The following is a 13,153-nucleotide window of genomic DNA, read 5'->3' on the forward strand; positions in this document are numbered from 1 at the left end:
TATTGAATAATTACTTTATAAATATTGAATTTTCAATAAAATCACTTATTACACAATGTCATACGGAGAGATGGGTGAGAGGCTGAAACCAGTCGTTTGCTAAATGACCGTGCGAGGAAACTTGTACCGAGGGTTCGAATCCCTCTCTCTCCGCCACTAATATAAAGGCTGATCTTTAAAAAAATCTTTCATTACTATTGGATTTTGTTCCAGCACATATCTGTACACATTATAATTTTCCAATACACGCTGAACATAGTTTCTAGTTTCTCTAAATTTAATCAGCTCAACCCAATCAACATAATTTATTTGTTTTTTTTGTGGATCCTTATTTAATTTTTTCCAATATTTAACTCTATTTGGACCAGCATTGTACGCAGCTATTGCAAATGGATAAGCACCATCATATTGCTGAATTAAACCAGCAATATAATGAGACCCTAAATTTATATTGTACTCTGGATCGGTTGTTAATCGAGATTTTGCGTAAGGAAGCTTTGCTTGTTTAGCAACCAATTTTGCTGTGTAAGGCATTAATTGCATTAAACCTTTTGCACCCGCATGACTATTTGCTTTTAAATCAAATTCACTCTCTTGTCTTATAATTGATAAAATTAATGCACTTTCAGGAATCTTTCTTCCATTAATGTATTTAGGTGTGCTTATTAATGGATAATTGTATTTGTTATGAAATCTTTTTTGATAAGAGGCAATTTTTGATACTTGTATTGCAAAATCATATCTACTGATATTTGTAGCAAGTTCAGCAGCTAAAAGTTCACTGCCTTTAGAAACGTTATCATTAGCCAGATGTCTTAAGATAAATTTTGTATACTTGTCTTTCTTTAACTCATGTAAAAGATGTGTGATTTTTACTAATTCTTTATTAAAAAAAGCTTTTCTATATTCATCTTCAACCAACATTGTTTTATCAAGTTCAAATTTTCCATTAGGATTAATTTTTAAAAATGCTAGTTGTCCGTAATATGTAGTTAAATATTTTGTAGCCTCTTTATACCATTTTTCCGATTGATCTTTATTTTTTAGTTTTTCATACGATCTACCTAACCAGTATGCGCCCCTAGAAACACTTATTGGATAATTAACATTGTCAAAAAAGTTTTTAAAATGATCTTTAGCAAGAAGTGGATCATTTAAAAAACTTAGTGCTATCCAACCACTCATCCATTCTGCTTCAGCATATTCAGATCCTTCAGACATTCCGTGATTGCTACTAATTTTATAAGCTAGTTCATATTGTTTTTTATAAATTAACTTTCGAGATATAATTTCTCTTTCTTTCCACCATTTATCAGGTCTAACTAAATAATCTTTATCATTTCTTATCTTGAGCAAAATTTCAGTAGAAGACTCCAATCGTCCTTTTTTTCTTCTCCACTTTAAACGATCATAGTTTAATCCAGCATCGTTTTTAAATTTATTTGGAACATTTTTGATTGCTTGATCTACACCGTATCCCTTGGTCATCAAAATATGTCTTGCAGTATAGAGCAATTCATAGTCTTTAGGTAAATATCTGATTAATCTTTTTAAATCCCAATGATTACTATTCCATGCTAGATGATCAGCTCTTTTAATATAGTCATTTGCATCAAGATATTTTTTGTATTTTTTTCTGAAAAACCTTAACTCACTTTTTGATAAATCTGCGGAAATCCATCCATTTTTAATTAGAGCAACACCTTTTGTTTTATTTCCTGATAAAATATGACTTTCACCTAAAATCATCTTACCATATCCACTTAAAGGTTCATTTTTTGAAAACCAATTAATTATTTTTCTTGGAGAAACTTTTTCCGTCGAAAGTTTATGTTCAGCCAAATATTTCAATCTATCTATTCTTGGATAATCTGAATTTTCCTCGATAAAGACTTGGTAATCAAAAAATGACTCTTGATTACCTGTTGTTAATAAATGTCTCCACTTAATAAAATTATATATAGATCTATCTTTAGCTTTTTTTGAGATTTTAATTGCAGATTTCCACTGACCCTTTTGCATTTCCCCAATAGCTTTTTTTGCAATCCCATAATCTTTTTTATTATAAAATTTAGAAATTTTTACTGTTCCTGAATTGACTAACCCACTTATAACTGGCTTTTTTTTAGGTAAAAGAAAACTAAGTTTAGTTTCTTTTTTAGTTACCTTTTTCTCAACTTTAACTTTTGACGGTTTTTTTAGAGGTTTGATTGTATTCAATATTATATTTTTGTTTAATTCCTCAGAGGATAGCGATGGTTTTTTTAAAGGTACAATCTGTGACCAACTGAAATTAAAGCTAATCAAGGAAGTTATTATTAAAAATAATAATTTTTTAATCATAATCTTTTGGTATATGAATCTTTAAACTATGTTATAAGTATTTATGTTTAAAGGATCAAATGTTGCTTTAATTACGCCGTTTAAAAACAATCTCTTAGATGAGGAGGCGTATATTAAATTAATACATTTTCATATTGAAAATGGAACTAGTGGGCTTGTACCTGCTGGTACGACAGGAGAATCTCCAACATTAAGTCACGATGAGCATCAAAAAGTAATTGATCTCTGTATAAAAGAAAGTAATGGAAAAATTCCAGTTATAGCTGGAACAGGTTCAAATTCTACTGAAGAAGCTATTTCGTTAACTTCACACGCTGAAAAGGCAGGTGCAAATGGTGCTCTAATCGTAACACCTTATTATAATAAACCTACTCAAGAAGGTTTGTACCAGCATTATAAAGCTATAAATGACAAATGTGGGATACCAATAATAATTTATAATATTCCAGGTAGATCAGTTATTGATATGAATGTTGATACAATGGCAAGACTGTTCGAGTTAAAAAATATAGTTGGTGTAAAAGATGCCACTGGAGATTTGGACAGGGTTGATCAACAGTTATCAAAAATGGGTAAAGAATTTATTCAATTGACTGGTAATGATGACAATGCGCTAGAATTTAACAAAAGAGGTGGAGTAGGTGCAATAAGTGTAACAGCAAACATAGCCCCAAAACTTTGTTCAGATTTTCAAAAATTTTCTAAATCTGAAAATGATATTAGTGAAGCTGAAAAATTAGATAAAATTTTACAGCCAATTCATCACTCAATGTTTGTTGAAAGTAATCCTAGTCCAGTAAAATATGCTGCTAAATTATTAAATCTGTGCGAAGATGATGTTAGATTACCTCTGGTAAAAGTTACTGAACAAACTAAGGAAATTGTTAAAAAGTCCCTTCAGACAGCAAAATTGATTTAATGAACAAAAAAACCAATTCTGGTTTAAAAATAATTTGTTTAAATAGGAAAGCTAGTTTTAATTATTTTTTTGAGGATATTTTAGAAGCAGGAATTGTCCTTAAAGGTTCTGAAATTAAATCAGTAAGAGATGGAAAGGTTAATATAGCAGACTCTTATGCAGTTGAAAAAAAAGGAGAAATAATTTTAATTAATTCTCACATTTCACCGTACAAACAAGCAAGTTATTCCAATCATAACCCAACCGATGAAAGAAAGTTACTGCTAAATAAAAGAGAAATAAATAAATTAATTGGAAAAATGCAAAGAGATGGATTTACTATTGTTCCAACAAAAATGTATTTTAAAAAAGGGAAGGCTAAAATTGAATTAGCAGTTGCTAAAGGAAAGAAGCAATATGATAAAAGAGAAACAAAAAAAAGTAGAGACTGGAATCGTGAAAAGGCGAGATATATTAGAAAATCAAGCTAAAATTGTTTATTTAGGTATTGGATCTAATTTAGGTGATAGAAAAAAAAATATAGAAATTGCAAAATCCCACTTAAGCGAAAAGAAACTGGATTTTTTATCTATTTCAAGTTTTTATGAAACACCTTCTTGGCCTGACTCTAAAAAACCTAAATTTTTAAATATAGTTATTAAGGCAAAAATTTATCATGATCCAGAAAGTCTCCTTGAAATATGTAAAAAAATTGAAATTTTGTTAGGAAGAAAAAAAGGTAAAAAAAATGATCCACGTGTTTGCGATATTGATATAGTTGACTTTAATAAAAAGGTTTTAAAGGTAAAAAACAAATTAACTTTGCCACATAAACTTATGCATAAAAGAAATTTTGTACTTATCCCTTTTTTTGAAATTCAAAAAAAATGGCATCATCCAATTATTAAAAAAGATCTTAAAAGCTTGATTTCTTCGCTCTCTCAAGCGGACATTAGGTCTATTAAACAAATTTAAATTAATGTTATAATAAAGTTATGCTGAATTCTAATGAACTAATTAATAAAGTTAAAAATTATAATAAATTTTTAAATCCTGAAAAATTAGATAAAGCTTATAATTTTGCTGTAAACGCTCACAAAAGTCAAAAGAGAGCCTCTGGTGATCCTTATTCTGTACATCCAATTGAGGTTGCAAATATTTTGACAGAGTTAAAATTAGATAGTGCTACAATCACTACGGGTTTGTTGCATGACACTATTGAAGATACCTTTGCCACTTATGAAACAATAAAAGCTGAATTTGGTGATGAGGTTGCCGATCTAGTAGATGGTGTTACAAAAATATCTGTTTTTGAAAATACAGCTGGATCAAATTCCAAAGTAGAAAACTTTAGAAAATTAATTTTAGCAACATCAAAAGATATTAGAGTTTTGTTAGTAAAAATTGCAGACAGATTACATAATATGAGAACAATTAAAGCAATTACGAAAGAGGAAAAAAGACAAAGGATTGCTCAAGAAACGATGGAAATTTATGCGCCATTGGCAGACAGAATGGGTATGCACAGAATACGTGATGAACTTGAAGATTTGTCATTTGAAATTTTAAATTTCGATGCAAGAATATTAATAAAAAAAAGACTTGATGAAATAAAATTAGATAAAAAAGATATTTTTGAAGAACAATCATATGAACTTAGCGAAATATTGAATGATCACGAAATTAATGCTGAAATATATGGAAGAGAAAAAACTCCATTCTCAATATGGAGAAAAGTTCAAAAAAAAAGAGTTTCTTTAGAACAGATAACCGACATCATTGGCTTTAGAATTATATTAGACACTATTGATGATTGTTATAAAACTCTTGGTATATTTCATAAGAAGTGGAACTGTATTCCTGGCAAATTTAAAGACTATATCTCTTCTCCTAAAATAAATGGATATAAGTCAATTCACACCTCAGTTATTGGTTCAAATAAAAAGCCTATAGAGATTCAAATTAGAACAAAAGAAATGCATGACTTTGCACAAAGAGGTGTTGCATCGCATTGGCAATATAAATCTTCTGAAAAATTTAATTCATTAAGTTGGAAAGAGTATGATTGGTTAAAAGATTTGGTAGAGATTATTGAAAAAAATGAAAATCCTGAGGACTCGTATGAGTACACAAAACTTCAAATGTTTCAGGAAAATGTTTTTTGCTTCACACCAAAAGGATCTGTAATTAAATTACCAAAAGATGCAACAGCAATTGATTTTGCTTATGCTGTTCACACTAAAATTGGTAATTCCGCAATTGGATGTGAAGTAAATGGAAATAACAGTGAATTACAATCAATATTAAGAAATGGTGATAGGGTTAATATTCTTACATCTAAAAATAGCTCACCATCATTACATTGGATACCCACTACTAAAACAGGTAAAGCAAGAGCTGCTATTAGAAGATATTGGCATGATAAAGGTGAGCAAAAAGAGGAAAAAACAAAAAAATATAACACTACACTATGGATTTCACTACCAGATAAACCTGGTCAACTTGGTGATATAAGTTCTTTAATTGGAAGTCATAAACTTAACATTTCTAATTTAGAGATGGCAGGTAAAAACCCAAACTATATTAATTTTAAATTTAGATTAATAATTAGAAATCTTAAGAATTTTACAAATTTTATTGCAGAGCTAAAGCAAAAAGGTATAAAATTTAAGATAATTAGACACGAAGAAAAAAGAAATGCTTTCACTCAAAAAATCCTTAAATATTTTAAAAAAGACTGATGCGTTATTAGAAGGACATTTTGTTTTATCCTCAGGACTACACTCTCCAAAGTATATTCAATGTGCTAAACTTTTAAGTTTTCCTAATTTAGCTGACAAAATTTGCAAATCATTAGCAAATAAAATTAAAAAAAATTTTAAAAAAATAGATTTAATACTTGCTCCTGCAATGGGTGGTGTGATCGTAGGTTATGAAATTGGTAAAATTTTAAAAAAAGAAACAATTTTTTGTGAAAGAGTGAATGGAAAATTTACCCTCAGAAGAGGTTTTAGTATAAAAAAGGGAGCAAGGGTTTTAATTATAGAAGATGTGATTACGACTGGTAAATCCAGTTTGGAATGTGTGAAACTTATAAAAAAATCAAACGCAAAACTTGTTGGATTTGCCTCTATAATTGATAGATCAACAAAAAAATCTTTGAAAATAAAAAATAAAATTGTTTCTCATTTAAAAATAGATGTACCTAGTTATAACCTTAAAAATATACCTAAATCTCTAAAATCAATTCCAATTACCACTCCAGGAAGTAGATTTATTAAGTGAAAAGACTAGGTGTAAATATAGATCATATTGCAACACTGCGTAATGCACGTGGTGAAAAACATCCCAATCCAGTATTTGCAGCAAAAAAAGTTATAAACTTGGGTGCAGACTCCGTAACTATTCATTTGAGAGAAGATAGAAGGCACATAAATGATTTAGATACTAAAGAGATTTGTGCTTTGAATAAAGTGTTGGTGAATCTTGAAGTCTCAATGAATAGTGAAATAATTAAAAAAGCTTTAAGATATAAACCAAATTACATTTGTATTGTTCCAGAAAACAGAAAAGAAATAACTACAGAAGGTGGTTTAAATTTAAAAGATAATTATAAAAAATTGAAAGAAATAATTTTTAAATTTAAAAAGTCAAATATTAGAACTAGTTTATTTATCAACCCCAATTTAAATGATATTAAACTTTCAAAAAAATTAAATGTGGATTGTGTTGAAATTCACACAGGAAAACTATCTAATTATGTTAAATCGTATAAAAATTTTTCAAGTGAATTAAATAGAATTAAAAAAAGCTCAAAACTTGCATCTAAGCTAGACTTAGAAGTACATGCAGGTCATGGTTTAGATTACAAAACGACTAAAATTTTAACAAAAATTAAAGAAATAGAGGAATTTAACATAGGACATTTTATTATTGGAGAGTCGATATTTTATGGTCTACCCAAAGTAATTAAAGATTTTAAAAAAATTATTAAAAATTAATGAAAATTTTAGGTATTGGAGTTGATGTAATTGAAAATAAAAGAATTAAAGAAGCTATAAAAAGTAAATCTTTTATTAATCGAGTTTATAGTGTGAGAGAACAAAGACAATCAAACTTAATAAAGAATAAAGTATCCTTTTTTTCAAAAAGATTTGCAGCAAAAGAAGCATTTGCAAAAGCTTTGGGTACCGGATTTAGAATGAAATTGAACTTTAAGGATATAGAAGTAGTTAACGATAAAATGGGTAAACCAAATTATGTTACTAACAAAAAAATCACCAAAATAATCCAAAATAAATTTAAAATTAAAAAATATAATTGTTTTCTATCCATTTCAGATGAAAAAAAATATTCAACAGCATTTGCTATTATTCAATCATAATGAAACTAGATAAAAACTTTTTTTCAGAAAATATAAAAACTTTATTTTATGCTTTGATAATTGCAGTAATAATTAGATCACTTTTAGTGCAACCTTTTTATATACCTTCTTCTTCGATGGAACCCACATTACTTGTGGGTGACAGATTATTTGTTACGAAATATTCATATGGGTATAGTAAACATTCTTTCCCTTTTAGTCCGCCAATACTTAGTAAAAGAATAATGTTTAAAAGTCCTGAAAGAGGCGATGTAATTGTATTTAAAACACCAGCTGATAATAGAACAGATTATATAAAACGTTTAATTGGGCTGCCAGGAGATAAAATCCAGTTTATTGATGCCAATCTATATTTAAATAGTAGCGAAATACTTAAATCTAAAATTCCACTTAAAACTAAAATTTATTGTGGTGACACAACAATAGACGTTTTAAAGTTTGAGGAAAAATTACCTAATGGTAAAAAATTTCATACAGTTTATTTAAAAAATTACACCTATCAAAATTCAGATATTTTTACAGTTCCAGAAGATCATTATTTCTTTTTAGGTGATAATAGAGATTGTTCTAAAGATAGCAGATTTCTTTCAAGTGTTGGTTATGTTCATAAAGATAACTTGGTTGGTAAGGCTCAATTTATTTTTTTCTCATCTGATAAAAAAATAGGAAGTTTTATTGAATTTTGGAAATGGCATAAATCTATAAGATTTAAAAGAACCTTTAATGTTATTAATTAATGAAAATAAAGTATCAAGAACTAGAAAAAAAAATAAATATAGTTTTTAAAAACAAAAATTTATTAGACCAATCTCTTACTCATAAAAGTTTTAATTCCTCTAAAAATAATGAGAAAATTGAATTTTTAGGTGATCGTGTACTAGGACTGGTCATGGCTAAAAAATTATTAGAAATTTATCCTAACGAAAAAGAGGGAATACTTGATAAGAAATTTGCTTCACTTGTTAATAAAAAATCTTGTCTTGAAATTGCAAAATCAATTAATTTAGAAAAATATATAAAAACTTTTAATCCAAGAAATAAAAAAATAAAAATTGAAGATAAAATTATTGCAGATAGTTGTGAAGCTTTAATAGGAGCAATTTATCTCGATAAAGGTTTTAATATTGTTGAAAAATTTATTTTAAAGCAGTGGGAAGCAAAAATTAGTGATAGCGTTGTTACCGAAATTGACGCCAAAACGAAGTTACAAGAACAAACATTAAAAAAATTTAAAAGTCTTCCTAAATACAAATTAATCTCAAACACTGGACCAAGACACAAACCTGTATTTAAAGTAGGAGTAAAATTACCTAATACAAAATACTTTATTGGCATTGGCAATTCCAAAAAAAATGCCGAACAAAGTGCTGCCACAGAGTGTTTAAATAGTTTCAATAAATAATATGAATTGGTCTGATGAAGGTTTTTTGTTAAGTAAAAATAGATATAACGAAAACTCTTTGATTGTAGAAATTTTCACCAAAGAAAAAGGCAAAGTATCAGGCATTATATTTGGCGGAACATCAAAAAAAATTAAAAATTATCTACAAATAGGAAATAAATTGCATGTTAATTATAGCTCAAAAAATGAAAATAGGATTGGCTATTTTAAAGTTGAAATTTTAAATGCTTACAGTCCTTTGTATTTTGATGATAGGCAAAAATTATCATGCTTAACCTCTGCAATGAGTTTGATTAAAATTTTAACAGCAGACGCACAATCAAATGAAAAAGTTTTTTTCATAATTCATAATTTCTTTTTAATTTTACAAGATAAAAATTGGTTAAAAAAATATATTTTTTGGGAATTGGAATTACTCAAAATATTAGGTTATGATTTAGAATTAGAAAATTTAGTGGAGAAAGATACCGAAAATAATGAAACTGTTTACTTTGTTTCATCTTCAAATGAAAAAAAATATGTTCCAAACTTTCTTATTGAAAAAGATAAAGAAGTTGAAGATGTTAAAATTTTGTTAAAAGGTTTGAAATTAGTTAATGATTATCTTGATAAAACAATTTTAAAACCAAACAATATTAATTTTCCAAATAATAGATTGTTGTTTCTTAATACTTTAAGTTGATTGCTTTATTATTTTGTCAATTCGATCGGCGTAATAACTTACAATGGCATTTGCACCAGCTCTTTTGAAAGCCACTAAACTTTCATACACTGCATCTTTGTTTACAAGGTTTTTATTAATTGCATTTTCTATAAGACTATATTCTCCAGATACTTGATACGCAAAAACTGGGATTTTGAATTTTTCTTTAATTGATTTAATTATATCTAAATATGGCATTCCTGGTTTAACCATAACCATATCGGCTCCTTCTTTTATATCTAAAGCAACTTCTCTTAATGCTTCATCAGAATTTTTAAAATCCATTTGATATGTTTTTTTATCTCCTTTTAATGAACTTTTTGATCCCACAGCATCTCTAAAGGGACCATAAAAGCTGGATGCATATTTTGCTGCATAAGATAAAATCTGAACGTCTTGGAAATTGTTTTGATCTATTGCTTTTCTAATTTTACCAATCCTTCCATCCATCATATCTGATGGAGCTAAGACATCGCAACCCATTTCAGCTTGAAGTAAAGATTGGTTTATTAAAACTTGAATTGTTTCATCATTTAAAATTTTATCAGATTTGATTAATCCGTCATGTCCATGAGAGGTATAAGGGTCCAATGCAACATCACACATAATTCCAATTTGATTTTTGTATTTTTTTTTAATCATTCTTGATGTTCTACAAACAAGATTATTTTCATTGAGTGCTTCTGATCCAAGTTCATTTTTCAATGATTTTTTTGTATTTGGGAAAAGAGCAACCATTGGAATTCCTTTGCTTATCGCTTTGTCGATAATTTGACTGATTCTATCTACTGAATACCTGTAGACGCCAGGCATCGATTTTATATGTTGTTTTTTATTTACTCCATCAATAAGAAAAATTGGAAGAATAAAATCATTAGGACTTAGGGTATTTTCCTGTATTAGTTTTCTAGTCCAGGAAGATTTTCTGTTTCTTCTTAATCTTAGGCTTGGATATTTTCCTACTATCATGTTTAAATTTACTTTATTAATGCGACAAATGTATTATACAAATATCTCTTAAATTAAGTACAAAACCATTTTTATGAGCATAGATAACACAAAAGTTGTAAACCTAAACCTAAAAAAAGAAGAAAGAATTTTAGATTTTAGTGATTTTCAAAAACAAAACTTGAAATTTGATATAAATAAACTTCAAGAGGCTTATAACCAAATTATTAAGACAAAAAAATTCGAAGATGCTGGGATAACACACTTTGGAGCTATTTCATTAACTCAAATTCCTGGTGATCCCGATTCAATCAAAGGCAATAAAGCTCGAGGTGTTTACTGGACTAAACCTGATAAAACTGGAAAAGAGGTTTCTAGAGATGTAGAAATTGATGAGTCGGCTTATTCTGAATTTATAAAAGATTATGAGAACACTTATTTTAAAGAAGTTTATGATGTTTTATCAAGTAAATATAAATTGGGTAGAGTAAGAATTTTGCTCAAAGAACCAAGATCAACTTTAAGTTGGCATAGAGATCCAGAACCAAGATTGCATATTCCAATTGTAACTAATCCTGGATGCTTAATGGTTATAGATAATGTTGCAAAACATATGCCTGCAGATGGTTCTGTGTGGGTGACTAATAACACAAAATATCATAATGCATTTAATGGTGGTGAAGAAAATAGAGTCCACCTTGTTGCTTGTGTGCTAGATTATAAATTCAATTAATTTGAAAAAGATATTTATCTCTTCAGATCACGCTGGTTTTAAACTTAAAGAAGCAATTAAAATTTATTTAGAAAAGAAAAAAATTAATTTCCAAGATTTTGGTCCTTCAAATGAGAATAGCGTTGATTACCCAGATTATGCACATAAAGTTGCAAGAAAAGTAAATTCATCTAAAAAAAATATTGGTATTTTGGTATGTGGATCAGGAACTGGAATGAATATTGCAGCAAATAAACATAAAAATGTTAGAGCCGCTCAATGCTTTAATGAAAAATCTACTAAATTATCTAGATTGCATAATGATGCAAATATCATTACATTAGGATCTAGATTACTAACTAAAAAAAATGCATTAAAATTTATTAGCATTTTTTTAAATACAAAGTTCGAAGGTGGGAGACACTTAAAAAGAGTAAAAAAAATATAATTAATTATGTCTAGTGAAAAAAGTTATTTAAACGATAGTTATAAGAGTTTCTTTGAAGATGGTTTGTCTAGCAAGGACCCTCAATTATATAAAGCTATAAAAGACGAACTCTTAAGACAACAACAACATATAGAATTAATTGCATCAGAAAATATAGTTTCTCAAGCAGTTCTTGAAGCTCAAGGATCAGTTTTAACTAATAAGTATGCCGAAGGATATCCTGGAAAAAGATACTATAATGGTTGCGAACATGTCGATGTTGCAGAAAGTCTTGCAATTGAGAGATTAAAAAAATTATTTAATTGTAAATATGCAAATGCACAACCTCACTCTGGAGCCCAAGCAAATGGAGCTGTATTTTTAGCTTTATTAAATCCTGGAGATACATTTATGGGAATGAGTTTAAATTCAGGTGGACACATAACACACGGATTGAAAATATCTATGTCAGGTAAATGGTTTAACGCTATAGGTTATGACGTTGATAAAGTGTCTGAACTTATTGATTATGATAATGTTGAAAAACTTGCTTTAGAACACAAGCCTAAATTAATAATAGCAGGCGGCAGCGCTTATTCTCGAGTAATAGATTTTAAAAGATTTAGAGAAATAGCTGATAAAGTAGGAGCCTATTTAATGGTTGATATGGCACATTTCTCAGGACTTGTGGCTGGTAAAGGTTATCCAAATCCATGTGATTACGCTCATGTTGTAACCTCAACTACACATAAAGTTTTTAGAAGTGCAAGAGGTGGAATAATTTTGTCTAATGACGAGGAGCTTGGTAAAAAGTTTAACACAGCTGTTTTCCCTGGTTATCAAGGTGGACCTTTGATGCATATTATTGCTGCTAAAGCTGCTGGTTTTCTAGAAGCTCTTCAACCAGATTTTCAAGATTATATAAAATCTGTTTTAGCTAATGCAAAAATCTTAGCCGAAACTTTAAAAAACAATGGATTTAAAATTTATTCAGATGGAACTGATACTCATTTAATGCTTGTTGATTTAAGACCTTTTAAGGTTAAGGGAAATCTTGCTGCGGAAAGTCTATCAAGAGCTAACATAACATGTAATAAAAATGGAATACCTTTTGATACAGAGAAACCAATGATTACATCGGGAATTAGATTGGGTACTCAAGCTGCTACTACACGTGGATTTGGATTAAATGAATTTAAAACTGTAGGTGAATTGATAACAAAAACTATTAAAGGTTTATCTGAAAATCCTGATGATAACAGTAAAGTTGAAAACGAAGTAAGAAATGAAGTTATTAATCTAACTTCGTCATTTCCAATATATAAAAATTTATAAA

At 28.4% G+C, this 13,153-nt stretch carries 15 protein-coding genes and 1 tRNA gene; 14 read left to right on the top strand and 2 right to left on the bottom strand.

Annotation, left to right across the window (positions count from 1 at the left end; all coding sequences use genetic code 11):
* Positions 1-64: 64 nt before the first annotated feature.
* A tRNA-Ser gene (locus tag ACTTAX_RS01190) sits at positions 65-156 on the top strand.
* Here the strand turns inward: ACTTAX_RS01190 and ACTTAX_RS01195 are convergent.
* Positions 157-2,343, bottom strand: a complete 2,187-nt coding sequence (locus ACTTAX_RS01195; protein ID WP_440692239.1) for a lytic transglycosylase domain-containing protein — start codon at positions 2,341-2,343, stop codon at positions 157-159.
* A gap of 43 nt (positions 2,344-2,386) precedes the next feature.
* Here ACTTAX_RS01195 and dapA point away from each other — a divergent pair, with 43 nt between their 5' ends.
* From dapA to recO, 10 genes are read left to right on the top strand one after another with little or no spacing between them, the layout of a single operon-like run.
* Positions 2,387-3,262: a 4-hydroxy-tetrahydrodipicolinate synthase gene (gene dapA / locus ACTTAX_RS01200; RefSeq protein ID WP_440692240.1), complete on the top strand. Its 876-nt coding sequence runs from the start codon at positions 2,387-2,389 to the stop codon at positions 3,260-3,262.
* A complete protein-coding gene (gene smpB, locus ACTTAX_RS01205; RefSeq protein ID WP_440692242.1) occupies positions 3,262-3,732 on the top strand; it encodes an SsrA-binding protein SmpB in 471 nt (156 codons plus the stop codon). Before dapA ends, smpB begins: the two co-directional genes overlap by 1 nt.
* Complete coding sequence (gene folK, locus ACTTAX_RS01210; protein ID WP_440692244.1) at positions 3,659-4,216, top strand: 2-amino-4-hydroxy-6-hydroxymethyldihydropteridine diphosphokinase; 558 nt, start codon at positions 3,659-3,661, stop codon at positions 4,214-4,216. Before smpB ends, folK begins: the two co-directional genes overlap by 74 nt.
* A 20-nt stretch (positions 4,217-4,236) precedes the next feature.
* The gene (locus ACTTAX_RS01215; protein WP_440692245.1) at positions 4,237-5,982 is read left to right on the top strand and encodes a RelA/SpoT family protein; all 1,746 of its coding nucleotides are present in this window, start codon (positions 4,237-4,239) and stop codon (positions 5,980-5,982) included.
* Entirely contained in the window at positions 5,939-6,526 is a 588-nt protein-coding gene (gene pyrE / locus ACTTAX_RS01220; protein ID WP_440692246.1) for an orotate phosphoribosyltransferase, read from the top strand. The genes ACTTAX_RS01215 and pyrE overlap by 44 nt, the downstream gene beginning before the upstream one ends.
* A complete protein-coding gene (locus ACTTAX_RS01225; protein ID WP_440692248.1) occupies positions 6,523-7,242 on the top strand; it encodes a pyridoxine 5'-phosphate synthase in 720 nt (239 codons plus the stop codon). The genes pyrE and ACTTAX_RS01225 overlap by 4 nt, the downstream gene beginning before the upstream one ends.
* A complete protein-coding gene (acpS, locus tag ACTTAX_RS01230; RefSeq protein WP_262589150.1) occupies positions 7,242-7,625 on the top strand; it encodes a holo-ACP synthase in 384 nt (127 codons plus the stop codon). Before ACTTAX_RS01225 ends, acpS begins: the two co-directional genes overlap by 1 nt.
* The gene (gene lepB / locus ACTTAX_RS01235) at positions 7,625-8,362 is read left to right on the top strand and encodes a signal peptidase I (RefSeq protein WP_262589151.1); all 738 of its coding nucleotides are present in this window, start codon (positions 7,625-7,627) and stop codon (positions 8,360-8,362) included. Before acpS ends, lepB begins: the two co-directional genes overlap by 1 nt.
* A complete protein-coding gene (rnc, locus tag ACTTAX_RS01240; RefSeq protein WP_440680741.1) occupies positions 8,362-9,027 on the top strand; it encodes a ribonuclease III in 666 nt (221 codons plus the stop codon). Before lepB ends, rnc begins: the two co-directional genes overlap by 1 nt.
* A gap of 1 nt (position 9,028) precedes the next feature.
* Positions 9,029-9,709, top strand: coding sequence for a DNA repair protein RecO (gene recO / locus ACTTAX_RS01245; protein WP_440692249.1), 681 nt, complete (start codon positions 9,029-9,031; stop codon positions 9,707-9,709).
* Here the strand turns inward: recO and hemB are convergent.
* Positions 9,701-10,699 carry a porphobilinogen synthase gene (hemB, locus tag ACTTAX_RS01250; RefSeq protein ID WP_440692251.1) on the bottom strand — a complete coding sequence of 333 codons (999 nt, stop codon included), beginning with the start codon at positions 10,697-10,699 and terminating at the stop codon, positions 9,701-9,703. The genes recO and hemB overlap by 9 nt on opposite strands.
* Before the next feature lie 73 nt (positions 10,700-10,772).
* Between hemB and ACTTAX_RS01255 the strand changes: the two genes are divergently transcribed.
* From ACTTAX_RS01255 to glyA, 3 genes are read left to right on the top strand one after another with little or no spacing between them, the layout of a single operon-like run.
* Positions 10,773-11,411, top strand: a complete 639-nt coding sequence (locus ACTTAX_RS01255; RefSeq protein ID WP_440692253.1) for an aspartyl/asparaginyl beta-hydroxylase domain-containing protein — start codon at positions 10,773-10,775, stop codon at positions 11,409-11,411.
* Between the two features lies 1 nt (position 11,412).
* Complete coding sequence (rpiB, locus tag ACTTAX_RS01260; RefSeq protein WP_075506748.1) at positions 11,413-11,838, top strand: ribose 5-phosphate isomerase B; 426 nt, start codon at positions 11,413-11,415, stop codon at positions 11,836-11,838.
* Between the two features lie 6 nt (positions 11,839-11,844).
* The gene (glyA, locus tag ACTTAX_RS01265) at positions 11,845-13,152 is read left to right on the top strand and encodes a serine hydroxymethyltransferase (protein WP_440692254.1); all 1,308 of its coding nucleotides are present in this window, start codon (positions 11,845-11,847) and stop codon (positions 13,150-13,152) included.
* Position 13,153 lies beyond the last annotated feature (1 nt).

This window comes from Candidatus Pelagibacter sp. HIMB1695 (assembly GCF_052047655.1).
Taxonomy (GTDB): domain Bacteria; phylum Pseudomonadota; class Alphaproteobacteria; order Pelagibacterales; family Pelagibacteraceae; genus Pelagibacter.

Excerpts from the sequence above, each read along its gene's own strand:
- smpB (WP_440692242.1), top strand. The coding sequence starts at position 3,262 with ATGAACAAAAAAACCAATTCTGGTTTAAAAATAATTTGTTTAAATAGG.
- hemB (WP_440692251.1), bottom strand. The coding sequence starts at position 10,699 with ATGATAGTAGGAAAATATCCAAGCCTAAGATTAAGAAGAAACAGAAAA.
- folK (WP_440692244.1), top strand. The coding sequence starts at position 3,659 with ATGATAAAAGAGAAACAAAAAAAAGTAGAGACTGGAATCGTGAAAAGG.
- recO (WP_440692249.1), top strand. The coding sequence starts at position 9,029 with ATGAATTGGTCTGATGAAGGTTTTTTGTTAAGTAAAAATAGATATAAC.
- ACTTAX_RS01255 (WP_440692253.1), top strand. The coding sequence starts at position 10,773 with ATGAGCATAGATAACACAAAAGTTGTAAACCTAAACCTAAAAAAAGAA.
- rnc (WP_440680741.1), top strand. The coding sequence starts at position 8,362 with ATGAAAATAAAGTATCAAGAACTAGAAAAAAAAATAAATATAGTTTTT.
- dapA (WP_440692240.1), top strand. The coding sequence starts at position 2,387 with ATGTTTAAAGGATCAAATGTTGCTTTAATTACGCCGTTTAAAAACAAT.
- glyA (WP_440692254.1), top strand. The coding sequence starts at position 11,845 with ATGTCTAGTGAAAAAAGTTATTTAAACGATAGTTATAAGAGTTTCTTT.
- ACTTAX_RS01195 (WP_440692239.1), bottom strand. The coding sequence starts at position 2,343 with ATGATTAAAAAATTATTATTTTTAATAATAACTTCCTTGATTAGCTTT.
- lepB (WP_262589151.1), top strand. The coding sequence starts at position 7,625 with ATGAAACTAGATAAAAACTTTTTTTCAGAAAATATAAAAACTTTATTT.
- pyrE (WP_440692246.1), top strand. The coding sequence starts at position 5,939 with ATGCTTTCACTCAAAAAATCCTTAAATATTTTAAAAAAGACTGATGCG.
- ACTTAX_RS01215 (WP_440692245.1), top strand. The coding sequence starts at position 4,237 with ATGCTGAATTCTAATGAACTAATTAATAAAGTTAAAAATTATAATAAA.
- acpS (WP_262589150.1), top strand. The coding sequence starts at position 7,242 with ATGAAAATTTTAGGTATTGGAGTTGATGTAATTGAAAATAAAAGAATT.